Raw genomic sequence first — 24,206 nt, 5'->3', positions numbered from 1 at the left:
GCTCCGCTCGCCTCCCGCTCACCTCCCGCCTCACCGACGCGTCGTTCGATACCACTCGATCGCCGCCGGCAAGTGCGCCTCGAGCGGCTGATACTCGTATCCGAGTTCATCTTTGGCCTTGCGCGAACTGTAGAACAGCCGTTCGGTCGCGAGCCGCGCCATCTTTCGGTCGAACGGAAACACGTGCTGTTCCGTGACCGTTCCCACGACTTCCGCGACCGGCCCGGCCGCGTGAATTGCCGCCGCCGGCACCTGCACGCGCGCCGGTGAGCCGTCCCCGGAGTCCGCGATCCGCTCGATCGCCTGCTCGTAGGTGAGGTTCTCGCCGCCGAGGATGTAGTGCTCGCCCGACTCGCCGCGTTCGTACGCCGCCAGCAGGCCGCCGACCACGTCGTCGCGGCCGACGATGCTCAGTCCGCCCGGCAGGTAGGCCGGCATCGTCGGCTCGAGCCCCATCGAGAGCAACTGCGCGGTGAACTCGTCGTCGCCCGGTCCGAAGACCGATGTCGGATGGACGGTTACGGCGTCGCCGCCCTCGGCGGCGTACCTGTCGACAAACTGCTCTGCAGTCGCCTTCGAGCGCTGGTAGGCACCGATCGGTTCGACGAGGTCCGTCTCGGTCGCGAGTTCACCGGGCTGGTCCGGGCGGCGGGTGCCGGCGGTGCTGGTGAAGATCAGCCGGCCGGTGTCGGCGTCGCGGCAGGCGTCGAGGAGAGTGCCGGTTCCCTCGCGATTGACGCGTTCGACCGTTTCGGGGGACGCGCTCCAGAGGCCGACGCCAGCGAGGTGGAAGACGGCGTCGGCGCCGTCGACGAGTTCGCGGAGCGTGGGTCGATCGAAGAGGTCGCCGACGTACCAGTCGACGCCGTCGCGGATGGTCCGTTTGCGATCGGAGGTGGGGCGACAGAGGCCGCGGACGGTCCAGCCGTCGGCGAGGAGCCGGTTGCAGAGCGCGGTGCCGAGAAAGCCGGTTGCGCCGGTGACGGCGGCGGTGGGGGTGGCAGTGTCGGTTTTGGATGTCGTGTCAGTCGTGGTGGTGCCAGTACCGGTGTCGGTGCTGGTGCCTGATTCCCTCTCTCGTTTGGTCCCGGCCGCAGACCCGTCAGCATCCGACTCTGCCTTCGATTCCGCCATCAGTGCCCACCTCGCGCGTCGAGCTGTGGCGGGACGGCGTCCCCGCCGACCGCAGCGTAGAGGCGGTACGCGGCCGAGACGGCGGGGTGCGTTGCGTCCGACGGCGGCAGCGACGCGCCGTCGAGTCGCTTCCGGAGCGTTGCGAGGTGCTGTTCGAAGTCGACGCCGCTGGCGTCCGCTGTGGGTCCGACCGGTGTGACGCGAACCGTCGATAGCTCGCTGGCGCTGTCCGCCGTCCCCATCGCCTCGAGTTCAGCTGCGCGCGTCCGATCGGCGGTGCTCGACCGGCCGAGCAGCGATTCGCCGAGGGTGTCGACGGCGGGCGTCGGACCGGCAAACAGGGTGTTCGCCGCGTAGGGGGACTCGCCGTAGGCCGTCGTCGCATCGAGGAGGGAGCCGCGGGGATCGATCGCGCGGGTTGCTGCAACGGCGGTTGCCGCGGCGTCGGTGACGGCGTCGACCAGCCGCGCGAGCGTTCGCCGTCCGCCAGCGAACGCCCCGGCGTCGGTCGGTCGAAGCGTCGGAACGGTGATCACGGCGCTTTCTCGGAGGCGCACGGGAACCGATACCGCGACAGCGTGGTCGTCGTTCGTGAGGACGTATCGCTCCCGCTCGAGGTCGTCGTCGCTACAATCGACGAGTTCAGCGCCGGTGCGTGCCACCAGCGACGGATAGCCGAGGTAGTCAGTCGTGCGCTCGAACGCGATGGCCGCTGAACTCGTGCCGGCGACGGCGAGTTCGGCGTCCGTCCGGTCGTCGAGGAGGGAGAGGGTTGCGCCGACGAGGGCGGGATCGGTCACCATGCCGGTGGAGGGGTGGAACGGGTAGTGCGCGTCGGGAACGAGAGTGATTCGCTCCGGGTCGGCGGTCGAAAGCTCGTCGAGGGTCGGCGAGAGAACGTCCTCGACGGACGGCTCGTAGGCGGCCATCCGTGCGTCGATATCGGGGTTCCAGCGTCGAGTGGGCGCGTCATTGCCGTTTCCGCTGTGACCGCTGCGTAGGTCGCGTGGTTCGGTACCGTCGGTGGTATCGATGTCATCGTCGATCCTTTCGCCGGCCTCGATGACCGTTCCGCGGACGACCGGCGCGCCCGTCATCGCGTCACCTCCATCGTTTCGAGTTCGGTGTCGTCTCCCGCGGCGGCCAGTTCGTAGGCGGTTTCGGCCAGTTCGAGACTCCGCTTGCCGTCTTGGCCGTCGACCGGCGGCCGGTCGCCGTTGCGAATCGCGTCACAGAACGCCGAAAGCGCCTCGTAGTGGGCCTGCAGGTAGAACGTGGGGCCGAAGACGTCGGACTCGGAGCCGGTGACTCTGCTCGCGACGTTCGAGAGCGCGGATTTGGCTGCGCTCGCGTAGAAGTTTCCGGGGAGGTGGTCCTGGTTGCTGATCGTCCCGGTGACGCCCTCGAGTCGGAGACGCGTGTTCACTTCGGGAAGCTGTTCCCACTGATAGGAGCCGCAGTGGAGCGTGATCGTCGTCTCCGTCTCGGGTGCGCGCAGGAGGACCGTCGCCGCGTCCTCGACGGGGATGTCGAGCGTCGTACCGGTCGTGGCGTCGCGGACTTCGAGGTCGCCGAAGAGCCACTCGAGCACGTCGAAGCAGTGGATGCCGAGTTCGAGCAGCGAGCCGCCGCCGGCCGCGTCGGCGTCGAGCGGCCACGAGGGTGGCGCGTGTTCGACGGGCGGACGGCCGAGCGGGCCGTCGTTGAGCCGCGTAATCGAGGCGTACGGAACGTGGCCGACGGTACCGTCCTCGTATTCGGATTTGACGCCGATCATGTCCGGCTGGTAGCGAAGCGTGTGGTCGACGCCGACGGCGATGCCGGCCTTGCGGGCCGTTTCGAGCAAGCGGTCGGCTTCCTCAGTTGAGCGCGCAAGCGGTTTTTCGACGAACACGTCGATGTCGTTCTCGGCGGCTCGTTCGACCGCGTCAGCGTGGAGAAACGGCGGTAGCGCGACGACGGCCGCGTCGAGTTCTTCCGCGTCGAGCAGGGTCGTATAGTCGTCGTACGTGCGCGCGACGCCGGCGCGTTCGGCCCGGTTGCGGTTCTCGGGCATTGCGTCGGCGGCGGCACGAACGTCGACCGCGGCCATCGAAAGAGCGGATTTCAGGTGAACCATGCCGATATTGCCGACGCCGAGCACGCCGAGCGCGAGGCCGCTCGAGCCGGATAATCGACTGCGGATTGCAGAGCACATCTACGCAAGAACGGGCCGTGGGTGGGCTTTGTTATCGCCGTCGTACACGCGTCAGTCGTCGCTCGTCCGCCCACCGTCGACGGCGATGGCCCCACCGTCGACGCCGCGGGCGACGGCCACTCGTCGCGCAACGTCGCCCATCGTTTCGACCGTCAGATCGGTCTCCGCCCGCCGTCGATCGAGGTACTCGAGAATCGCCCGCATGCGCCGGTCGTCGCGACGGTGCGTGAGGTTGTTCGGGTGCAGCCACATGTGGAAGATGCCGTCGCTACCGACGGCCTCCTCGATCCCTCGCCTGGCCTGGACGACCATCGGATCCTGCCAGATCGACTCCGCAACCGTCCGCGCCGGCCCTTCGAAGCCGAAGAGAAACAGCGAGGCCGGCACGTTCACCAATCCGAACTCGTCTCTGTACGGCTCGACCAGCATCGTCTGATCCCGAACCGTCGAATCGAAGAGCCCGCGCACGCCGTCGTGCGTCGGCGACCGCCCTCTGTACGCGCTGATTCCGAACTCGGCGAGCACGTCCCGGTGGCCGATATTGTTGCGCGGATAGATGAACGAGTCGACGGGCTGACCCCACGCATCCGCGATCTCGAGACTCCGTTCGAGTTCAGCGACGGCGAGGTCGCGGTCGGTCTCCGGGCGGCCGAAGAGGACGTGCGAAAACGAGTGGCTGGCGAACTCGTGGTCGACGTCGGCGGTCAGTAGGGCATCGACGAGATCAGGGCCGAATCGGAGGTCGGGACGGTCGTTCCAGTCGGTTTGCTCGTATTCGAACCAGTCCTCGGGGGCGGGGTGGTCCGCGTGGACGCGGTCGCAGTCTTCGAGCATGAGATGGCCGACGACGGCCCAGGTGGCCGGAATCTTGTACTCGTCGAAGAGGTCGAGCATGGTCGACCAGCCGCGGCGGCCGGCTTCGAGTCGGTCGGCGGGCGGTGTTTCGAAATCGTGAAAGCCCCAGCCGAGTTCGGCATCGAGCGAACAAACGACGCTACCCATCGTTCCCACCACGCGGTCGTAGCATACTCGTGGCGGATTTGATCTGCCGGTTTTGTTATTGGTCCCTTTGGGTGTGCAGGCGCGCGACCGCAAACGGTATGCGGAGCAAACAATCACGCCGTTGCTGGGAGGACGAAGTAACGTGACCGAACAACGGTCGTTTCGGCTGATCAGTCCGTGAACGTTGTCTATAACAAAGCGATCATGCCGACACCTCCACGACAGCAGGTTTCTCGACAATCATGAGCGGATCTACTCACCGGACCGGACGAGCGTTCGTCCTCGGCTTAGACGGCGTGCCGTGGCGGTTGATCGAACAGTGGTGCGACGAGGGGGTGCTCCCCAACTTCGCCCGACTTCGAGACGAGGGCGCGTCCGGGACCCTCGAGAGCACGCGTCCACCGACGACGCCACTCGCGTGGCCATCGATCGCGACCGGCGTCTGGCCGGACAAACACGGAATCTACGGCTTCCAGAACCTCTCTAGAACCTACACCCACGAGATGTACACCAGCCACGACGTGACCCAACCCACCCTCTGGGATCTCCTCTCTCCCGCCCACGTCGGCAACGTCCCGATGACCTATCCCGCGCGTGAACTCGACGAGGACGGCACGATGGTCACCGGAATGATGACGCCCTCGACCGACCAGGACTTCACCCACCCGCCCGACCTCCAGGCCGAGATCGAGTCTCGGGTGCCCGACTACGAGATCAGTCTCGACTACCCCGAGTACGCCGACCGACTCGACGACTTCGAGGTCGCCGTCGACGAGATGCTGGCCAACCGCCGCGAGGTCATGGACATCCAATTTGATCGGGCGGGCGCTGATTGGCGGCTGTTCTTCTTCGTCTACACCGCCCCCGACCGGTTCCAGCACCTCATCTGGGACATGGACCGGCTCCTCGATCACTACCGCAAACTCGACGCCATCCTCGGCGACGTGATCGAGTTCACCGATCGCCACGACGCCGATCTCTACGTCGTCTCCGATCACGGGTTCGGCTCGATCGACGAGCTGGTCTACATCAACCACGTGCTGGAACGAGAGGGCTATCTCGCCAGACGCGAGGACGAGGGCACGCGGGGCGCGCTCGCGAGTCTCGGCATCTCTCGCGACCGGATCACCGACGTGCTGGCGCGGGTCGGCATCTCCGAAGAACTGCTCGTCTCGACGCTCCCCCGGACGCTCGTCGACTCGGTCGCCGAACAGATTCCCGGTGATCACGCCCTCTACGACGTCAACTACGAGGAGACGACCGCGTTCGTTCACGGTGCCGGCAACTGCTACGTCAACGACACCGACCGCTTCGAACACGGCATCGTCCCGCCGTCGGAGATCGACCGCGTCAAAACGGAACTCGTCGAACTCTTCGAGTCCGTCACGGACGAACAGGGGGATCGCGTGCTCACCATCGCCGACGGCGACGAACTCTTCCCGACCGACGATGGCTCGCCGGATCTCGTCGTCAACGGCGTCGACGGCTACGACTGCCGGAACGCGATCACCGACCAGCTGTTCGGCGATACCGGGACGTACGCGGCCAGCCACCGGAGCGAGGGAATTATCCTCTGTCGGGGACCGTCGATCGAACCCGGAGCAACCCTTCGCGGTGCCCGCGTCGTCGACGTTGCGCCGACGCTGCTCCACGGTATCGGCGAACCGGTCCCGAAGAACGTCGACGGGCGCGTCCTCTTCGACGCGTTCGATTCGGCGGCGACGCCCTCGCAGACGAAAGTGGAGCGCGCTCCCGTTACACAACCCGAAAACGGGGACGAAGAGGGCGTTGACGAGGACTTTACGGAGGTCGAAGACCGGCTGAAGGGCCTCGGCTACATGGAGTGATCGCCCGCCGGGTCGTCGCTTCGGCCGCTCCGCTCTCGTCTCGATAGTGACCGGTCCAACGCTTGCAAGCACAGCGGCTACCGTTCTCGCGACCAACCACCCACTATGGTCGACGACGACCTCGAACTCGAACGCGATCTCGGTGAGGCAACGATCGTCTACGACGAACCCGACGAGGGAACGGTCCGAAAGACCGTCCCGAACGAACACGTCGCCTACTTCCAGGACCACTGGATCATCAAGACCGACGAGGACGACGAGGGCAACGATATCGTCCGGCGAATCCCGTTCCGACGAGTTCACTACGTCGAACGCTCCGTCGAGGAGTTCCAGTCGGAGGTCAAGACACTGGCCGATCAGGTACAGTCGGTCGCCTCGTCGCTCCGGACGAAGATCCCGGTCGGCGGGGAGTCGAGGAGCCGGGGCGGGAAAACGGCGGACCGAAGCGAGACCGACGAGGAGGTTCACCCGATCGAAATCACGCCCGGACGGGCGGACGAGTCCGATGCGGACGCGGATACGGATGCGGATACAGATGCGGATCGAGACGCGGACGCCGATTCCGACACCGACAGCTAAGCAGATCGCCGACTCGAATTCCGCCACCCTCGCGGAAAATCGCCGTTCACGGCTCGGCTCGTCACTTCTTATCGCCCCAGCCGAACCCGGTGAAGGCCGGTCTTCATCGTCTTCCAGACCGGATACGCCGCGTTGTAGACGCTCGCCGGCGCGTTTCTCGCGCCCGCGCGAAGCACTCTATGTGACAGCGGCGGCCCAGAGTCGGAGACGAGTTCATCCAGGTTCGCCGTCTCGAGCCATGCGAAGAACTCGCGTTCGGCGGCCGATTCGGGCTCGCGGTCCGTCTCGCGAACGCGCTCGCGGATATCTTCCCACATGTAGCGTTCGTCTTGTCCGAGCACCCACGTCCCTCGCTCGAGATCGCGCCGGAGGTCGCGGTACTCCGCGTCGGTGAACGGGTAGCCGTGAGCCTGCGGGTCGAGCCCCGAGAGGCGGAGGCCGACGGCGGTCCGATAGCACTTTTCGCACCGGCCGCAGTTACCGTCCAGTCGCGTGTTGCAGGTCTGGAGTTCGAGATCCGGGGCCTCGCGCTCGACGTAGTCGGCGATCAGATCGAGGCGCTCCTGGCGGGTGCGGTCGTACGCGTCGTGGTGACACTGCGTGCCGGTCCAGCGGACGTGATTGTCGATGTCGGGCCGCGAGCCCCATTCGAGGTCGATGCCGTCCCAGTGGGTCGCGGCGACGTACAGGTCATCGATGTCGCGGGTGTACGCCATCGGCGCGCAGAGGCCGAGCAGGCCGAGACCGTGGCCGACCGAGCTGTACCAGCCGCCGTCGACGTAGCGTTTGTAGTGAGCGAGAAGCATTGCGTGGTCGAGCGCCGACAGGGCGTTCGTCTCGAGGAACGCCGTGTCGAGGTCGCGCTCGTCAGCGAACGCCGAGACGCGCTCTCGCAGCGTCGCCCAGTCCTCGTCGTCGGCCGGGTCCGGCGTGATCGTCCAGCCGCGGAGGCTGACGAGCGTGGGCGCTTCCTCGCGGTGGCGGACGTACGAACAGGTCGAGTCGACGCCGCCGGTGAAGAGAAGCGCGCTGTCGCTGCCGTCGTCGTTGTTGTGAGTGCTGCCGTCGTCGGTGCCGGTTCCAGGAGCGTCGTCGGAACCGTCGGAGCGCTGGCCATCGCCATTGCCAGCGTCATCGCCATCGTGAACTCGACGGGCGTACAGCTCGCCACCCTCGAGAAAGTCGTGCATTCGACACAGCGACTCCTGAACCGCCGCAAGCGCGTGCGCGAACGACCCGTCGACCGTCTCGACGTACACGTCCGCACCGTTCGCCCAGGCGACGGGACACACCTGTGCGAGGATCGGAATCACGAGAATCCCGTCCGGAACGGATTCGATCGAACGGTCGTAGTTGACGGTGATCGGCTTCCCGGTGAAAAAGCGCTGGAGATCGGACGACGGGTGCACCTCGCACGCGAGCGTCGACCCGGAGACGGTCGGCCGGTCGAGAGTGATCGATGACATAGCTGAACTCGTTGTCCCGAGGACTACGGAGGGCTACAAAAACCATCAGAACCGTTGATCAGTCGGGGACGATGAAATCGATCCATAGCCGACCCTCCGCTGTTCGACAACGACGCCGTACACGATACAACGTCGCCCTTCAACGGCCGTGGCTGTCGAACGGGTTCCAGCGCAGTCCCCCGAGTTCAGCGTGTACGACGACCGTACCGGTTACGCGATGACTCCGGATGGTGGCTGGAGAGTCGCCAGGAAACGCCGTGTCGACGACTGTCAAACCCGTTCGTTTTTCCTGCATTCACACCCTGTCTGATAGGTTCCCTATAACAAACGCCCCATTCGACGAGGCTTCGAGCAAGCAATGTGTCCAATCAGTTGGCTGCATCGTGGAGGTCTGAGACGATGAACCGATCAGTGCTCAACGTGACGTACGCGGTCGGCTTTTTCGCTCTCGCTGCGGGACTCCTCGTCGCGAGGGCGAATCCAGCAACGGCGTACGAACCGTCGCTGTTTACCGCAACGCCGACGGCCGTCTGGGTCGGATTCGGGATCGCACTCTCGATCGCACTCGTCACGGCGCTCGCCTGCCGCGGCCGCCAGCAAGCGATCGGGATCGCACTCGGTGCGACGACGGTAACGTCGATCGTGAGCCTGCCGCTGATTCGGAACTACCGCTTTGCCGGGATGGGTGACGCGCTGACCCACCTCGGGTGGACGCGGGACATCGTCAGCGGCAACTTACAGCCCCACGAGCTGTTCTATCCCGGATTGCACTCGCTCGCATCCGTCTTGCACTTCGTCGCCGGCGTCCCCATCGAGCGGGCCCTGTTGCTCACTGTCGTCGTCCTGTTCGTTCCGTTCCTGGTGTTCGTGCCGCTCGTCGTCCGCGACATCTCCGGCAACGGGCTCGCGGTCGGCGTCGCCGCGATCGTCTCGTGGATGGTCCTACCGATCAACAACATCGCGACGCACATGGGCGTGCACACGAACTCGAACGCGCTGTTTCTCGTTCCGGTCGTGTTGTTCGCCTTCGTCGCGTACCTTCACCGCCGGTCGACGGTCGAGCGGCTGCCGCTCGGACTCTCGCCGTTCAGTGCCTTGCTATATCTCACCGGGATCGCACTCTTGCTCGTGCACCCGCAGCAGATGATCAATGTCGTCGTCCTGGTTGGGACCGTCGCGGGCGTGCAGTACCTCGCGCGCTGGCGGTACAGCGATCATCCGATGCTCGACCACCCGACGGCCTACACGCACGCGATCGTCCTCGGCGTCATCTTTGCGGCCTGGGCGTTGGCGAACGAGCGGTTCCAGAGCGCGCTGTCCGGGCTGGTCACCGGGATGTTGTCAGCGGATATCAGCGGCGGACAGACGGTCAACCAACGCGGGGCGTCGCTTACCGAGATCGGTGGCAGCCTCGGCGAGTTGTTCGTTCGGATGTTCCTCAATGCGGCCGTGATCGGACTGCTCGTCGCGCTCTTCGTGCTAGTCATGTGGCTCGGCTGGACGAAAGTCGACCGCGAGACCTCGGCGTTCGTCACCTACTTCGCGATCGCGCTCTTCCCGCTCGGCGGCATTTTCCTGCTTTACTTCGTCGGGACGCCGACGATGGCCTTCCGACAGGTCGGGTTCATCTACGTCGTCCTGACGATCCTCGCGGGTGTCGCGATCGCTCAGGGTATCGGCGGGCTCTCACGGTACTTCACGAGGCCCGGAGCGAACACGGTCGCCGCCGTCGCCCTCGGCGCGTGTCTCGTCCTCGGGCTGGGGACCATCTACGCATCACCGTTGATCTTCAGTCCGAATCAGCACGTGACCGACCAGCAGTACAGCGGCTACGAGACGAGTTTCGACCACGGCGTCGATGACCAGCCGTACGCCGGGCTCGGATACGATCCCTACCGGTACGACCACGGTATCTACGGCCTCGAACGTGAGGCACCGCTGACGAGCGCCGGCACCGCGAGCGGCGAAGTCGATCCCGACGAGTTCGAGGCGGGCAACTACACGGGCGCGTATCGTGGATCCGACTACTACTTCGCCGTCACGGAATACGACGTGACGAGGGAGATCGAGGTCTATCAGGAACTACACCACAGCGAGGACGCATTGAATGATGTCTCGCAGCAACCGGGCGTGAACAAGGTGGTCTCTAACGAGGAGTTCGAGCTGTACGCGGTCGAGTCGACGAACGCGTCTGACGGGGCCACCGTCTAGGGCACCGGTCTCGAACCGATTTCTCCGACCGGTCTCGGCTCACGACTGACACGGACTCCTGTCAGTCAGCTCCGGCGCATCCGCGACCGCTCTTGCAAGTGCGTCGGAAAGCGGTACCACGGACTGGCTGAACTCTCGCCGCGACGGCGCGGGTAATTACGGACTGTCCACTGTTTCAGCACGGATCTGCCGACCAACTGTGACGAGTTAGCACACTGATCAGCAGACGGAAAACAGGCCGTATAGCTCCTTAAAACGCGAGTAAGAACGTATTGACTCGGAAAGCCCCTGTTGTGAGAACCGTTTTCACCGTTCATCGTTCGTATCTTCGTGAACGAGACGGGCTACATTGTGAGCGAAACCGTAGTGTTACAAAGAATCTCTATAAATTTAATCTTCGGATCCAAAGAAAGGTTTATGGGCATAAGGTGTTGTTACGGAATTGTATGGCGCAGCATTCCCGTACGTCCGAAACGGAGACGACTCCGAACAACGGCTGTAATTCCGGCTTAACACGCCGCAACTACGTCCAATCGGTCGCGGCGGTCGCGGCCGCAGCGACGACGCTCGGTGCAGCCGGGACGGCAGCGGGCCAATCGGACTACGAACGTATCGACGCCGAAGGGCAGACGATCACGGTCGAGTCCGGTGACACGTGGGAGAACAAACTCATCGACATGACCACCGGCCAGGATATCGTCATTACCGCGCAGGGTAGTGACTGGACGATCCGAAACATCGGATTTACCGGCAAAAATACCTCCGGAACCGGCTCCGCTACCTTCGGTATCTCCGACTCCGGCGGCGAAAGTTCGATCGAGAACGTCTACCTCGGGGACGGGACCGACGAGCGAAACGGCAGCTCGAGCGGCCACGGCCAGACCGCCTTCTGGGTCAATCCGGACCACGCCGGACACATCGACTTCCAGAACGTCAACATCCAGAACTTCGCGGACAACGCCATCTACGGCTCCGCGCCCGGGACCGGCGGCGGCGGTACCCTCCACATCGACAGCTGTTTCGCCGCAAACTGCTACGTCTCTCACTTCCGCGTCGCGACGGAAGGCAGCAAGATCACGAACTCGAGCGTCCTCGTCGACGACGAGGGCTACCAGGGCCGCGGCATTTGGGCCTGGGCACCCGGGACGATCGAGGTCGACAACTGCCAGATCGAGATGAACGGACAGAACACTGCTATCGACGCCGGTGCAAACGGCTCCGCCACGGAGGTCGTCGTCAGCGATAGCGACTACGACGAGGAAGCCGGTATCGCCGAAAACGCCGGCTCGACGGTCGAACTCGGTGACAGCGTCGGCACCGACCCCGAGGCAGTTATCCCCGACGGCGTCCCGACCGACGCCGAGGCTGCGGCCTCCGGCAGTTCCGACTGATCGCTCGCCGTCCTCGTCCTCCTGACGGCGGCCCTCCACCACAGCCCCGCTGACGGGTCTGCTCTCCTTTTGCTGTGTCGCGTTTTCCATTCCGTTCCAGCCGTGCCCGACGGCCAGCATTTATCGCGTCCCGTAACCGGAACGAGTTCTGAACTCGTCACGTTCTCAGCTCGGAAGTGACAGATCGAATCACCGATTCGCTACGAGTTCACCGTGTCGAGTGGTAATACTGTATTACCGCCGGAGTGGACCGCTGTGATGGGTCGAGTTCCGGGAGATGAGATAGATAGTTTCGTGAACGAATTCTCAGACCATATCTACCGTCTGTAAATTTTAGAGATTAGATAAGAGAAAGTTTCTTGTAGTAGTCCCAAATTACTCGTAGTACATGGCACGCGAACGTTCGGTACCGGGTGATGGTTCATCCGGGGATAAGGCAGTGACAGGCGGTAATACTGGATTACTCGGCCGTCGATCGTATATGAAACTGGCCGGCGCAACGACTGCAGCGACGGCGTTTGCCGGCACCGTCGGCGCGGCCGACGAGGCCGACTACGAAACGATCGCCGCGCAGGGTCAGGTCATTCGGATCGGTCAGGGAGAGACCTTCGAGAACAAACTGATCGACCTAACGACCGGCGATAGCGTCGTCCTGCTCGTCGAGGGTGGCAATTCGACGATCCGCAACGTCGGCTTCGAGGGACTCCACCGCGGAGACGGTTTCATGATCTCGATCACGGCTCCAAGCGGAGACGTGCTGATCGAAAACGTCTACCTCGGCGACGGCTCGACCAAGGAAGGCGAGAGCTTCGTCCACGGTCCCGGCGCAGTGTTCTACCACAAGGACGCGTCCTGTAACATGACCTTCCGCCACTGTAACGTCCAGGGATGGCCGAACAACGGCTTTTACTGTTCCAACACCGCCTCCGGCGGGTCGGCCCACTTCGACCGCTGCTACGGCAAGAACAACGGCGTCAGCACGTACCGTGTCGGCGGCGGCGACGACGAGATCGTCGACTCAGTCGCATACAACGACGACACCGACTACGGTCCCGGCTGGGGCGGCTACACCGAGGCGCACGGTCGCCCGGTGTGGGTCTGGCCCGGTGACACCGTCTCGATCGAGAACTCGCACTTCGCCGACGGACCGTACCCGCACGCGATGGTCCTCCGCGGAAGCGGAACCGCCCAGATGTCCGGCGGAGCCATCGAGGGCAACGTCCAGGGCGACGGCCTCGAGCGGACGGACGTCTCGAGTTCACCCGAACTCTCGGTTCCCGACGGAACCCCGACCTCGGCGGTCGAGGCTGCCTCGGGTGGCGCGAGCGATTCGACGACCAGCGGTGAGACGGACGCTACCACGGACGAAGACGACACTGAGGGCGAGCAGTTGCTGCTCGTCGAGGGCGACAGCGCGGACGTGACCCGCTACGAGTTCGCGGTCGACGGATCGGTCGAGCAGGCGACTACCGACGGCGCGACGATCGATAGCGAAGACGAACTCGGGGACGGCAGCGTTCGCGGCGTCGTCGCCGACTGGAAGGACGCGTTCCGGTTCGAGGGCGAACTCTCGTCGCTGACCGTCGACGGCCCCGGACGAGTGCTCGTCGACGGCGAGGAAGTCGACCCCGCAGACTACGGCGAGGAGCTCCCACACGAGCTCGAAATCGACGGCCGCGGCGCGCCGACGAGCTACGAGATCACGGTCGACGGCACGATCGAACTCGACGCCGACGAAGATCCGGACGACGAGGCGACGACGATCTCCGGCTCGACGGTCCAGAGTTCGGTGACGGACTCGACGCAGGAGTTCCGATTCTCGGGGGCGCTGACGGACGTGACGTTTACCGATGGCGAGGCGGCCGTCTTCCTCGACGGAGAACGGATCGATCCCGCAGCGTACGGCGACACTGAACTGCTGCCACACGCGCTGGTTATCGACGGCTCCGGCACCGACGACCCCACGTCGTACGCCGTGACGGTCAACGGGACGATCGTCAAAGCCGACCCCGGCGAAGCGACCATCGACACCGACGACACGATTGCGGACGGCACCGTTCGCGGCGTCGTCGATACCGAACTCGATGCCTACTGGTTCGCGGGTGAACTCGGAGACTTCTCGCTGTGTGGGAACGCAGCGGTAGACGTGCAGTACAACGCGCGGGATCAGTAGTTGCGCTGGGAGTCGAGAAGGAGAGATTGCGGGCCGGGATCGAGACGGTACCGATTTCCCGGCGCAACCCGGGACGGATTGCGGGTTCGTCGGAACTGACTGATGACAGTCCAACTGAGAGATCAGCTTCCGAGCCAAAACCGGTCGTCGAGACCGTCGGTCGTGAACGGGCCGTGGTGTCGTCTCGGCGCTGTGTGACAGCACACGCGGCGTTCGGTAGTCCCACTCTCTGACTGTCCGGAAGCCAGAGGCTGGTACTCGGTATCAGTAATCAGATGGCTCCCGCGCGTGGAACAGCAAGCTGGCACGCGAACTGCTCCGGTACTGGATGACGGTCGCCGGGAGCCATCTGATGGTACGAACGGCCCGGGTAAAAGTCCTTCTCGATTCTGTTCGTCGTCGTGAACGCCAGCGGGAACGACTGGTCAGATTCTGTGAGTCGCGGACGAGCGGGTGGATACGAACGAAATGGATTTACTCGATTCGGGAGAGTTTGCCGTCGACATCGCGTTCGTGCTGGCGGTTCGTCGCGACGTGGGCGAGCGAGAGGACGAAAAACGCGACGACGACACCGCCAGCGATCGCAAGTGTTGGGAGGGCCGTGAGCCCAGGAAGACCAACCAGTGCCGCACTAACGAGGAGGCCACCGGCCACACTCAGGCCAGCGTACCACCGATCCCAGCGGTCCTGTCGATGCGTATCGGTGTCCAGATACATCATCAGCAGGTCGGCGTTGTCTGCCAACGAGATCAGACCGCGATCCTGATCGTATTCGACGATACCGGCATCGTCCATCTTTGGGAGATGGGTCTGATAGAGCGCGACGTAGACCCGCTTTCGCTGGTCCGAACTGAGGGCATTAACGCTCGTATCGTTCTCCCAGGCGGCGATCTGTTCGGCGAGTTCACCGAGCGTGACGGTTTCGTCGGCCTCGAGCAGGTAGGTGAGGACTTCGCGTCGGCGGCGGTTCTTCAGGAGTTCGAAAATGACGTCTTTGGAGAGTTGGTCGTCAGTTTCGGCGTCGCCGACGGAGGAGGAGAGTTCGTCCGGAAGAGAGGTATCGACGGAGGACATTATCGCGTGCCTCCGCCGGTTGGGAGCCGTCCGGTGGACCGGTTGCAGTGGTTGTGGACGAACTGTTTCCGGGTTGATCGGAGTTGGGGTTGGATTTGGGGTTGGGTTTGGTCCCGTGTGGACTGATTGTAGAGTCGATTCTGGGAACGGTTTTGGTATCGGTTCTGAGTTCGGGTTCGAATCTGTTCCCGGTGAACACGTCGTCGCTCAGAGTTCGATTCCAGTGGTTCCGCTGGGACGGTTTGAGCCGAGGACTGCCGTCGCCAGGCCGTGTCCGAACCACTGGACTGTCGGACCGGCAGCGGCCCCTGTACGCTCGAACGGCAATTCGCAGTCACGATTGACACACCAAGTTGTACACCAACAGAGACACTCTTAAGCACAGCCACGTTTCGCACCGGCTGCAAAGGGGGTACGGGCCGGCTTCTCGACACGACACTGCCGCGGTGGTGAAAGCGCGATTGCTGTGGACGATTCGAGATCGAGTGCAGCGTCAGTATCGATGGATTGGGCGTCTGTATCGACGCCGTACGACTGTGGCTCGAAACGCGGTATCGATGCGGAGAGTGGCGTCGGTGTGCGGGTCGGCAACACAGCACTGTTAGGAAACGTTTGACTCGAGCGACATAAATTCTCCTGACGGTTTGCACTCGAAAGCCACCTTTACGTGGGGAACTACAGTGTTACTCGTCGTCCAGTTACTATCTTGACCCAGGTATCGGTAGTGAACGCGCTACTCTGACTCGCCGGTGTGACTCGTCAGGAGACGAAATCGCCGAGTTCCCGGTCCGGAGCGGGTTCGATCCGAACTGTCTTTCTTTTTCTCTCGCGAGACGAGTGACCGTTTCCGGGCACTGCTTCGGGACACGAAACACGCCGTCGTCGTGCCCTCTTCGGGTGCAGTAAGTCGGCGTTTCTCGCGAAACCATGTGAACCCCTTACAGTGACAGCACGGTTTCCGTCCACTACTGATGACGCAGTCCATCATCGACAAGACCAGAACCGAGGTCCAGGAGGCTGACCAAGGGTTATGTCCAGACTGCGAAACTGAGACGATCATTCACGATCCGGATCGCGGCGAACGCGTCTGCGGAGAGTGCGGACTCGTCCTCACCGAAGATCCGATCGACTACGGCCCGGAGTGGCGCGCGTTCAACGCCCAGGAACACGACGAACTCTCCCGCGTCGGCGCACCCCTTACGCAGTCGATGCACGACCGCGGGCTGACGACGACGATCGACTGGCGAAACAAGGACGCAAACGGCCACTCGATGTCAGCCGACAAGCACGGCCAACTCCACCGGCTGCGCGTCTGGCAGGAACGCATCCGCACGAAAAACGCCGGCGAACGCAATCTCAAGTACGCCCTCTCGGAGATCGACCGCATGGTCAGCGCCCTCGGCGTCCCCAAACCCGTCAAAGAGACGGCAAGCGTCATCTACCGGCAGGCCCTCGAGCAGGATCTCATCCGCGGCCGCTCTATCGAAGGCGTCGCCACCAGCGCACTCTACACCGCCTGTCGAAAGGAAGGCATTCCGCGCAGTCTCGAGGAAGTAACGTCCGTCTCGCGAGTCGACCAGCGCGAGATCGGGCGCACCTACCGCTACATCGCCGACGAACTCGATATCAATCTGGAGCCGACGAACCCGCGCCAGTTCGTCCCCCGGTTCTGCTCCGAACTCGACGTGAGCAAAGCCGTCGAAACCAAAGCCGTCGACATCATCGAACAGACGACCGAACAGGGACTCCACTCCGGCAAATCACCGACCGGCTTCGCCGCCGCCGCTATCTACGCCGCCGGCCTGCTCTGTGACGAAACGATCCCACAACGAGCCGTCGCCGACACCGCCCAGACCACCGTCGTCACCGTCAGAAACCGCTACCGGGAGCAACTCGACGCGATCGATCAAGCGCCGGTTACATGATCGACCGCTCGTTCTCGCTGTAGACGTCCTCGTTGAGCAACGCGTGTAAATTCGCGTACGGGACGAACGCGATGAACTCGCCGTTCTCGTCGTAGAGCCTGAGTCCGTCGTCCGTTCGATCGTAGTCCTCACACATGATCTGTCCCTCCGGGAGGATCGCGCGGAACATACGAGTTCGTACGGCCTCGGTCGACATATAGTGTTGCGCTTTCACAGGCCACACCACACCGCGGCAACGACCGACACGACTACTGCGCCCGTGTCGGCTAAGCGAAATCTGTTTACTCCCGCCACCGCTAGGGCCTGCAGTGACAGACGAACGTTCGTCAGCGACGCGCAGCGACGAGCACCTTCCTGCCGCCGACGCCGCCGAGACCGACAGCGTGGACGCCGCCGACGGGAACGAACACGAGAATCCGAATGTGGACGCGGACGCAGACGTGGATGCGGATACGGACGCAGACGCACCCGCCAGCACGGGTGCGGACGGCGAGTCGCCCTCGCCGCTCCCGCTCGAGACGTTCCACGACGCCTGCCAGCAGGCCGGCCGGCCGGTCCTCACCGCCGGCGAAGTCGCGCGCACGCTCGATCACCACCCCTCTCACGACGCCGTCAGCGACCGCCTCGACGCCCTCGCCGAGCGGGGCGATCTCGAACGCCTCGCCGTCTCGGCCGATCCCGTCGTCTGGTACCCGAGCGAACTCGAGGACCTCACCGACCGCGAGCGCGTCGTCGTCTTCCCCAAACGCCGGGAAATCGTCGTCGACCGCCCCGACCAGTTCACCCGCGCCCAGCTCGCCCAGTTCGCCCACCTCGCGGACGGCAACGGCGAGGAGGGCTACCGCTACGTCGTCAGACCCGAGGACGTCTGGCAGGCCCCCCACGACTCCTTCGACGAACTCGCGCGAACCATGCGCCAGGCGCTCGGCCAGCGCTCGGCCGAACTCGAAGACTGGGTCCAGAGCCAGTGGGACCGCGCCCACCAGTTCCGGCTCACCACCCACGAGGAGGGCTACACCGTTCTCGAAGCCGAGAGCCCCGAAGTGATGGGCAACGTCGCCCGCCAGAAACTCGACGAGGAACACGTCCACGCCCCCATCTCCGACACCGAAGACTGGGTCCGCAAGGGCTCGGAAGCCGCGATCAAGCGCGTCCTCTACGAAGCCGGCTACCCCGTCCAGGACCACCGTGAACTCGACTCGGGCGAGCGGCTCCCCGTCGACCTCGAAGTTTCCCTGCGCGACTACCAGCGAACCTGGATCGACCGCTTCGCCGAGGCCGGCGAGGGCGTCTTCGTCGGCCCGCCGGGCAGCGGCAAAACGGTGGCCGCGATGGGTGCCATGGCCCACGTCGAGGGCGAAACACTCGTCCTCGTTCCGAGTCGCGACCTCGCCCGCCAGTGGGCCGAGACGATCGAGGAGTTCACCTCGCTCGGTCCCCACCAGATCGGGCAGTATCACGGCGGCCAGAAGAACGTCCGCCCCGTTACCATCGCGACCTACCAGATCGCCGGGATGGATCGCCACCGCTCGCTGTTCGACGACCGCGAGTGGGGGCTCGTGATCTTCGACGAGTGCCAGCACGTCCCCTCGGACGTGTACCGGCGAAGTACGCACCTGCAGTCGCGCCACCGCCTCGGACTCTCGGCCAGCCCCATCCGGGAAGACGACCGCCAGACCGAGATCTTCACCCTCGTCGGCCCCCCGATCGGCACCGACTGGCAAGCGCTCTTCGACGACGGCTTCGTCGCCGAACCCGAACTCGAGATCCGCTACGTCCCGTGGGGCGACGACGAACAGCAAAACGCCTACGCCTCCGCCGACGGACGCGAGCGGTACCGCATCGCCGCCCAGAACCGCGGCAAGATCGACGAGATCCGCTACCTCCTCGCCGCCGAGCCGAACTCGAAGGCCCTCATCTTCGTGGACTACCTGGACCAGGGCGGTGAACTCGCAACCGCGCTCGACGTCCCGTTCCTCAGCGGCGAGACGCCCCATCACGAGCGCCGGCGGCTACTCGAGGAGTTCAGGCGCGACGAGCGCGACCTGTTGATCGTCTCGCGGGTTGGCGACGAGGGGATCGACCTCCCGACGGCGGATCTGGCGATCGTCGCCTCCGGGTTGGGCGGCTCTCGCCGGCAGGGGACCCAGCGAGCGGGGCGGACGATGCGGCCGGCGGGCGGCGCATTGGTTTACGTGCTCGCGACGCGCGGCACGCGCGAGGAGGATTTCGCGCGGCGACAACTCCAGCATCTGGGCCGCAAGGGGATGACGGTTCGCGAGGAGACGATCGATCGAGATGACGCCGAGAGCGATCGAGAGTGATATTTCTTGGTGAAGTCGAAGGATTTCTCGTCGCTGAGCGGGGCGGGACTGTATCGGCGAGAGCACGGCAGTAAGCGCTCCACAGCGACCGTTTACGGCTCGAACTGCTCTCGGTGGACGACGGTTTCCTCGTCGCCGTCTATCGCGGTGACGACGATTTGGTCGCCCGCAGGATCGACTTTCAGGTACAACGTGATTCCCGTCCAGGTTGCACCGAACTCTTCGTTATTGTAGGCACCCGTCTGTCCGCCGGCGATCGTCGACTCGACACGAACTCGCTCCGCGTCGATCTCGGTCGAATCGGTGAGGACGACCGCCGCCTGGGTCACGTCGCTCGTGGGGCTGTCGTACTCCCAGTTGATTTCCTCGACGACGTCATTTGCCTCGTCTTCGATCGGTTCCTCGAACGCCTCCGACGGATCGTCCGGCGCGTCGTCCGCCGGGCCGGCGAACAGATACTTCCACTCGTCGTTTTCGGTGGCGAGTACCCAGACGGTCGGGTCCGCACCGGAGGGATCGTCGGCACCGACCTCGAGAATCGCGAGCCGTTCGTCGGCAAGGTCGTCGTCGAGTTCGCCCCGGTCGAACCAGAACTCGCTTCCCTCGAGTTCGAAGACGGCGTCGATGGCGGCGTCTCTCGATCGCACGGTGGTCTCGTACTCGCCGGGATCGTCGTCACCGTTTCCGCCGCTGAACTCCCACCCCTCTTCTTCCAACGCGGCGGGGTCGAGGGGGTTCAGTCGATGAGACACCTCGCTCATCGTCTCCGTGTCCTCTTCGACGGCCGCCTCGAGGTACGTCTCGACCACTGCGGATAGCGCGGCATCGACGCTGTCGTCGCGTTCTTCGGCCGCGTTCTCCTCGGCGGATCGATCGCCATCGTCGGTCCCGTCAGCGTCCGCTTCATCTCCGTTTCCGTTTCCGTCTCCGTCTTCCGGAGCCGACTCCTCGGCCGAGTCGCTCACACAGCCAGCCAGCGGCAGGGCCAGCGTTGCGATCCCGCCTTGTACCGCGCGGCGTCGCGAGAACTGGGCCGCTGAACTCGTCTGCTCGTCGGTCGCGTTCGAGAGGGCTGCATCTCGTCTGGGGGACATACGCCCCGTTTCTGTAAGGTAGTATTGAGAGTTTGGATATCTGATTGCTTCGGGCCTGATACGGACTGTTGTACTCAGTTCCGGCGTAACTTCGAACTTCCTTCGGTTGCGCCGGAAATCGGTACAGCAGACCGTCTGAAGCGACGCTCGTAGCGGCGGTGTCGAACGCCGCTCGAGACGACCAGCGACGACAACCGACCCGTCTCGACCGACGGTAACGACAGATCCGCTCTCTTCAGGACTCCTGCAGTTTGCCGACCGAAACGAGAACTCGATTCGGAACGTTCATCAGCCGATCATGACAGTGTCGAGTTAGGTATGTCCGCCACTGCCGGCGTCGAGGTCCCGGATCAGATCCGCACACTAACCGAACGGTATACACGTACTGAACGGTTTCTGACGCTTCTCGTCGCGGCGGTTGCTGTGATCGCTGTATTTGGCGCGTTCGTCGTTCTGCCGTATTTTGCGGCCCTCGGACTTTCGCTCGCAGCTATCGCACTCGTTCGAGTTCCGCTGCTCGAAACCGAGGGTGAGTTGCACTTGCGAACGGATGCCGATCCCGATGCCGTACGGAACGAGTTCGCGAGCGCGCTGCCGCCGGCGCTTCCGTTCCAGTGGGGCGGGGCCGAAACGGTTCGCTCGACGGCGGACGGCGGAGTGTACGAGTTCTCGTATCTGTTCGGCCGGCGGTCGATTACGATGGCGGTAACCGTTCGCTCCGGTCCCGAGACGAGGTCCGCTGGTGCCGACTGTGAGATCGATGTCACGGCGGGCGGGAAACCGTGGGGACGATACCGCGTCTCCGTCGAAGAAGACGGGGAGAACACAGCGGTCGTCGTCGCGTTCGAATCGACGCGCCGGTACGCGCTGAACCGGTTGACGCAGTTGGTGGCTGCGAATCGCTATCAGGAAGAAGCGTACGCGGCGCAGGGTTATACGGTGGTGGACAGGGACCGGTCGCTCACGCTCGGGCGGGACTGAGACTGGAAATGCTGTCCCGATCGAGTGGCGGCGATCGGAACGGCGAACTAGTCGACGGCCGAGAGCGTCGCCGGCGATCGCTCCGGCTCTGCTGTCTCTGCGGGCTCTGGTTCCACGTTTTCGACGGCTTTGATGCCGACGCCGGCCGCGAGTTCAGTTTTGGCGTCGGTCTCGTCGCGGCGGGCGGGGTCGCTGAACACGACTCGAACGCGGAGATCGACCGTCGTGTCGTTCAGTGCGGGATCGATGCCGCGAACGGTGGCGTCTTCGAGTCGGTCGACGGCGTCGATTCGTTCGACGACGCGCGCTGCGCCGTCGGCGAGGCTGCCGGTCGCGTTGATCGGCACGCGAACGGTGAGCGTCGCCGCGATTGTGGGTTGGGTGCGATCCATAAGCCCCCGCCGAGAGTCGAACTCGGCGGTCGGACGGCCCGTGTCGTCGGGCGTCCGCCGGTGGCCAGTCCACTGCGGGGGCGTCGCCCCGCGCAGCACTCGCTGGCCGGTGTCGCGTGAACCGAACGGCGGAATCCCCGATTGCGTAACGGAGAAACCCGGGAAGGAACAGTCGTAGCGACCCCGACCGGCGAAGACGTGCGCGGCGCGGACGGGGTCAGAGACGGCGTGGAGCCGTCAGCGATCCCGTCCACGGCCACCGATGAGCCCATTGCCAGCGAGATATCCGCTGGCGACGGACTCGAGAACTCGCCCGGCAGCGACGACGGCTGCCGCGTGGCGAGTGGATGGTGGCGTGGTCGAGATCATCGGAACGATCGATACGTTGAGCGGGAGTGACATAATCTTTTCTCAGGTGTGGCACTTGTGAACATACTATGGGCCAGTAATCGCCGTCGAAATCCGGTCGCCGAGTCGGACTCTCACGTCGAGGCCAATATTCAAGGTCGCGTGTTCGGACTGTATTGATAATGAGCGAGTCGCGCGCGGACGAGGTGGGGCGGCGGTGAGCGAGCAACGCGAAGTGCTCGTCGGCGAAACCGATGACGGGACGGACCTGTACTTACCGGTCGTCGAACTGCTGACGGGCCGCGGATTCGTCACCGGCAAGTCCGGGTCGGGCAAGTCGAACACCGCCTCCGTCATCGCCGAGGAACTGCTCGAGGCCGGCTTCCCGCTGCTCATCGTCGACACCGACGGGGAGTACTACGGCCTCAAGGAAGAGTACGAGATGCTCCACGCCGGGGCCGACGAGGAGTGTGACATTCAGATCGGCCCGGAGCACGCCGAACAGATGGCGACGCTCGCCTTAGAGGAGAACGTCCCCGTCATCCTCGACGTCTCGGGCTACCTCGACGAGGACGAGTCGGACGAGTTGTTACGAAAGATCGCCCGCCAGCTGTTCGTCAAGGAAAAGAAGCTCAAGAAGCCGTTCCTGCTCGTCGTCGAGGAGGTTCACGAGTACATCCCCGAGGGGGGCGGCGTCGGCGAAACCGGGAACCTCCTGATCAAGATCAGCAAGCGCGGGCGCAAGCACGGCCTCGGCATCCTCGGCATCAGCCAGCGCCCGGCCGACGTCAAGAAGGACTTCATCACGCAGGCGAACTGGCTCGTCTGGCACCGCCTCACCTGGGACAACGACACCAAGGTCGTCGGCCGAATCATCGACACCGAGTACTCCGAGATGGTCTCCGATCTGGACGATGGCCAGGCGTTCGTCCAGACCGACTGGACCGACGTCGACGTCCGCAAGGTCCAGTTCCGCCGCAAGCGAACGTTCGACGCCGGCGCGACGCCCGGCCTCGACGACTTCGAACGCCCCGAACTCAAGTCCGTCTCCGACGCCCTCGTCGGGGATTTGCAGGACATCTCCGAGCGCAAGGACCGCGAACAGGACCGCATCCACGAACTCGAGGCCGAACTCGAGAAAAAAGAGAAACGCATCGAGACCCTGGAGGACGAACTCGAGTCCGCCCGAGACGTCTCGAGCGCGGCCAAACAGATGGCCGACGCGCTGAGCAATCCCGGCACGGTCCAGACGCAACTCGGCGGCGGCAACGACGAGGAACTACGCCGCCTCCACGAGGAGGTCGTCGACCTGGAGGACGAGCGCGACGACCTCCGCGCTGAACTCGAAGCGCGCGAGGAACGCATCGACGAACTCGAAGGGACGCTCGCCGCCCGGACAGAGACCATCGAGCGACTGCGCGGGGAGGCCGAACGGCTGCGGTCTCGCGTTCAGGAACTCGAAGCCGAAACCTCGACGGACGCTGAGGAGGTCGGTGACGGCGACGCTGACGCCGACGCAGCGTCGGAGACGATCGTGCAAGCCGGCGGCACCCCCGTCGAACTGGGATACGTCGGTACCGGCGGTGACGAGGGGCAGTCGGCGCTCGTCGTCGCGAACGACGAGACGGAGTACGACATGGGCGATGTCGTCGCGTTGCTCGAGCAGACCTGGATCGGCGGGCGTCTCGAACAGGCGAGCGAAGGCTCTCGCTGTACGGTCGAGACGGCCGCACACGTGCTCGTGGTGCTGGCTGGCGAGGGGCCACTCGAGACGGAGCGGATCGCGACGGCGGTCGACCGCTCGACTGTCGCGGTTCAGAGTCTCCTTTCGGAACTGCGCACGGAAGCCGTCCTCGACCGGACCGGCGTGCGGTCGTACGATCTTGCGGATGCGGTTCGGTCGAAACTGCAGGCGTTAGCGACGGCTGAGGGTACTGAAACCGAGACTGACGATGGGGACCGGGACGGGGATAACAAGCGCGACGAGAACGAACAGACCGAAGCGACCGGGCAGGAAGCCGGAGTCTGGCCGGAACAGCGCACGCAGTGACTCGGGTACGTCTCACTG

At 64.3% G+C, this 24,206-nt stretch carries 19 protein-coding genes; 9 read left to right on the top strand and 10 right to left on the bottom strand.

From position 1 onward, the window contains the following. Nucleotides 1-30: 30 nt before the first annotated feature. From C480_RS03335 to C480_RS03320, 4 genes are read right to left on the bottom strand one after another with little or no spacing between them, the layout of a single operon-like run. Nucleotides 31-1,134, bottom strand: a complete 1,104-nt coding sequence (locus C480_RS03335; RefSeq protein ID WP_006664210.1) for an NAD-dependent epimerase/dehydratase family protein — start codon at nt 1,132-1,134, stop codon at nt 31-33. Continuing rightward, the gene (locus C480_RS03330) at nt 1,134-2,231 is read right to left on the bottom strand and encodes a hypothetical protein (protein ID WP_006664209.1); all 1,098 of its coding nucleotides are present in this window, start codon (nt 2,229-2,231) and stop codon (nt 1,134-1,136) included. Before C480_RS03330 ends, C480_RS03335 begins: the two co-directional genes overlap by 1 nt. Further along, on the bottom strand, nt 2,228-3,331 hold the full coding sequence (locus C480_RS03325; protein ID WP_006664208.1) for a Gfo/Idh/MocA family protein: 1,104 nt from the start codon (nt 3,329-3,331) through the stop codon (nt 2,228-2,230). Before C480_RS03325 ends, C480_RS03330 begins: the two co-directional genes overlap by 4 nt. A 51-nt stretch (nt 3,332-3,382) precedes the next feature. Further along, on the bottom strand, nt 3,383-4,333 hold the full coding sequence (locus tag C480_RS03320; protein ID WP_006664207.1) for a polysaccharide deacetylase family protein: 951 nt from the start codon (nt 4,331-4,333) through the stop codon (nt 3,383-3,385). 242 nt (nt 4,334-4,575) lie between these two features. Between C480_RS03320 and C480_RS03315 the strand changes: the two genes are divergently transcribed. Next, nucleotides 4,576-6,180 carry an alkaline phosphatase family protein gene (locus tag C480_RS03315; protein ID WP_006664206.1) on the top strand — a complete coding sequence of 535 codons (1,605 nt, stop codon included), beginning with the start codon at nt 4,576-4,578 and terminating at the stop codon, nt 6,178-6,180. Between the two features lie 105 nt (nt 6,181-6,285). Further along, a complete protein-coding gene (locus C480_RS03310; protein ID WP_006664205.1) occupies nt 6,286-6,759 on the top strand; it encodes a hypothetical protein in 474 nt (157 codons plus the stop codon). Nucleotides 6,760-6,827: 68 nt separating this feature from the next. Here C480_RS03310 and C480_RS03305 read toward each other — a convergent pair whose 3' ends face one another. Beyond that, nucleotides 6,828-8,225: a hypothetical protein gene (locus C480_RS03305; protein WP_006664204.1), complete on the bottom strand. Its 1,398-nt coding sequence runs from the start codon at nt 8,223-8,225 to the stop codon at nt 6,828-6,830. A gap of 399 nt (nt 8,226-8,624) precedes the next feature. Between C480_RS03305 and C480_RS03300 the strand changes: the two genes are divergently transcribed. The 3 genes from C480_RS03300 to C480_RS03290 all read left to right on the top strand — a co-directional run bounded on the left by C480_RS03300 (nt 8,625) and on the right by C480_RS03290 (nt 14,000). Then, the gene (locus tag C480_RS03300; RefSeq protein WP_049903142.1) at nt 8,625-10,436 is read left to right on the top strand and encodes a hypothetical protein; all 1,812 of its coding nucleotides are present in this window, start codon (nt 8,625-8,627) and stop codon (nt 10,434-10,436) included. Nucleotides 10,437-10,882: 446 nt separating this feature from the next. Then, a complete protein-coding gene (locus tag C480_RS03295; RefSeq protein ID WP_006664202.1) occupies nt 10,883-11,827 on the top strand; it encodes a hypothetical protein in 945 nt (314 codons plus the stop codon). Nucleotides 11,828-12,308: 481 nt separating this feature from the next. Then, nucleotides 12,309-14,000 carry a hypothetical protein gene (locus tag C480_RS03290; RefSeq protein ID WP_006664201.1) on the top strand — a complete coding sequence of 564 codons (1,692 nt, stop codon included), beginning with the start codon at nt 12,309-12,311 and terminating at the stop codon, nt 13,998-14,000. 474 nt (nt 14,001-14,474) lie between these two features. Here the strand turns inward: C480_RS03290 and C480_RS03285 are convergent, their stop codons facing one another. After that, nucleotides 14,475-15,074, bottom strand: a complete 600-nt coding sequence (locus tag C480_RS03285; protein WP_006664200.1) for a DUF7344 domain-containing protein — start codon at nt 15,072-15,074, stop codon at nt 14,475-14,477. Nucleotides 15,075-16,045: 971 nt separating this feature from the next. Here C480_RS03285 and C480_RS03280 point away from each other — a divergent pair. Beyond that, a complete protein-coding gene (locus C480_RS03280; RefSeq protein ID WP_006664199.1) occupies nt 16,046-16,999 on the top strand; it encodes a transcription initiation factor IIB in 954 nt (317 codons plus the stop codon). Here the strand turns inward: C480_RS03280 and C480_RS23715 are convergent. Further along, a complete protein-coding gene (locus C480_RS23715; RefSeq protein WP_006664198.1) occupies nt 16,992-17,168 on the bottom strand; it encodes a hypothetical protein in 177 nt (58 codons plus the stop codon). The two genes, C480_RS03280 and C480_RS23715, sit on opposite strands and share 8 nt — an antisense overlap. A gap of 139 nt (nt 17,169-17,307) precedes the next feature. Here C480_RS23715 and C480_RS03275 point away from each other — a divergent pair, with 139 nt between their 5' ends. Further along, entirely contained in the window at nt 17,308-19,323 is a 2,016-nt protein-coding gene (locus C480_RS03275; RefSeq protein WP_006664197.1) for a DEAD/DEAH box helicase family protein, read from the top strand. Between the two features lie 92 nt (nt 19,324-19,415). Here C480_RS03275 and C480_RS03270 read toward each other — a convergent pair whose 3' ends face one another. Then, nucleotides 19,416-20,417, bottom strand: coding sequence for a hypothetical protein (locus tag C480_RS03270; RefSeq protein WP_006664196.1), 1,002 nt, complete (start codon nt 20,415-20,417; stop codon nt 19,416-19,418). A gap of 318 nt (nt 20,418-20,735) precedes the next feature. Between C480_RS03270 and C480_RS03265 the strand changes: the two genes are divergently transcribed. Beyond that, a complete protein-coding gene (locus C480_RS03265; RefSeq protein ID WP_006664195.1) occupies nt 20,736-21,398 on the top strand; it encodes a hypothetical protein in 663 nt (220 codons plus the stop codon). A 47-nt stretch (nt 21,399-21,445) separates the two neighbouring features. Here the strand turns inward: C480_RS03265 and C480_RS03260 are convergent, their stop codons facing one another. Both C480_RS03260 and C480_RS23400 read right to left on the bottom strand, forming a co-directional pair. Further along, nucleotides 21,446-21,790 carry a hypothetical protein gene (locus tag C480_RS03260; protein WP_006664194.1) on the bottom strand — a complete coding sequence of 115 codons (345 nt, stop codon included), beginning with the start codon at nt 21,788-21,790 and terminating at the stop codon, nt 21,446-21,448. 237 nt (nt 21,791-22,027) lie between these two features. Continuing rightward, entirely contained in the window at nt 22,028-22,192 is a 165-nt protein-coding gene (locus tag C480_RS23400) for a hypothetical protein (protein WP_161606992.1), read from the bottom strand. 163 nt (nt 22,193-22,355) lie between these two features. On the opposite strand from C480_RS23400, the gene C480_RS03255 reads away from it, so the two are divergent. Beyond that, on the top strand, nt 22,356-24,188 hold the full coding sequence (locus C480_RS03255) for an ATP-binding protein (protein ID WP_006664193.1): 1,833 nt from the start codon (nt 22,356-22,358) through the stop codon (nt 24,186-24,188). Nucleotides 24,189-24,206: the final 18 nt, after the last annotated feature.

This window comes from Natrialba aegyptia DSM 13077 (assembly GCF_000337535.1).
Taxonomy (GTDB): Archaea; Halobacteriota; Halobacteria; order Halobacteriales; family Natrialbaceae; genus Natrialba; species Natrialba aegyptia.
Note: the sequence above shows the minus strand (reverse complement) of the source record. Positions and strands in the feature narration are given on the sequence as shown.

What these genes read in the sequence shown, in the direction of transcription:
- C480_RS03335 (WP_006664210.1), bottom strand. Translation starts at nt 1,134, where the DNA reads ATGGCGGAATCGAAGGCAGAGTCGGATGCTGACGGGTCTGCGGCCGGG.
- C480_RS03330 (WP_006664209.1), bottom strand. Translation starts at nt 2,231, where the DNA reads ATGACGGGCGCGCCGGTCGTCCGCGGAACGGTCATCGAGGCCGGCGAA.
- C480_RS03325 (WP_006664208.1), bottom strand. Translation starts at nt 3,331, where the DNA reads ATGTGCTCTGCAATCCGCAGTCGATTATCCGGCTCGAGCGGCCTCGCG.
- C480_RS03320 (WP_006664207.1), bottom strand. Translation starts at nt 4,333, where the DNA reads ATGGGTAGCGTCGTTTGTTCGCTCGATGCCGAACTCGGCTGGGGCTTT.
- C480_RS03315 (WP_006664206.1), top strand. Translation starts at nt 4,576, where the DNA reads ATGAGCGGATCTACTCACCGGACCGGACGAGCGTTCGTCCTCGGCTTA.
- C480_RS03310 (WP_006664205.1), top strand. Translation starts at nt 6,286, where the DNA reads ATGGTCGACGACGACCTCGAACTCGAACGCGATCTCGGTGAGGCAACG.
- C480_RS03305 (WP_006664204.1), bottom strand. Translation starts at nt 8,225, where the DNA reads ATGTCATCGATCACTCTCGACCGGCCGACCGTCTCCGGGTCGACGCTC.
- C480_RS03300 (WP_049903142.1), top strand. Translation starts at nt 8,625, where the DNA reads ATGAACCGATCAGTGCTCAACGTGACGTACGCGGTCGGCTTTTTCGCT.
- C480_RS03295 (WP_006664202.1), top strand. Translation starts at nt 10,883, where the DNA reads ATGGCGCAGCATTCCCGTACGTCCGAAACGGAGACGACTCCGAACAAC.
- C480_RS03290 (WP_006664201.1), top strand. Translation starts at nt 12,309, where the DNA reads ATGAAACTGGCCGGCGCAACGACTGCAGCGACGGCGTTTGCCGGCACC.
- C480_RS03285 (WP_006664200.1), bottom strand. Translation starts at nt 15,074, where the DNA reads ATGTCCTCCGTCGATACCTCTCTTCCGGACGAACTCTCCTCCTCCGTC.
- C480_RS03280 (WP_006664199.1), top strand. Translation starts at nt 16,046, where the DNA reads ATGACGCAGTCCATCATCGACAAGACCAGAACCGAGGTCCAGGAGGCT.
- C480_RS23715 (WP_006664198.1), bottom strand. Translation starts at nt 17,168, where the DNA reads ATGTTCCGCGCGATCCTCCCGGAGGGACAGATCATGTGTGAGGACTAC.
- C480_RS03270 (WP_006664196.1), bottom strand. Translation starts at nt 20,417, where the DNA reads ATGTCCCCCAGACGAGATGCAGCCCTCTCGAACGCGACCGACGAGCAG.
- C480_RS03265 (WP_006664195.1), top strand. Translation starts at nt 20,736, where the DNA reads ATGTCCGCCACTGCCGGCGTCGAGGTCCCGGATCAGATCCGCACACTA.
- C480_RS03260 (WP_006664194.1), bottom strand. Translation starts at nt 21,790, where the DNA reads ATGGATCGCACCCAACCCACAATCGCGGCGACGCTCACCGTTCGCGTG.
- C480_RS23400 (WP_161606992.1), bottom strand. Translation starts at nt 22,192, where the DNA reads ATGTCACTCCCGCTCAACGTATCGATCGTTCCGATGATCTCGACCACG.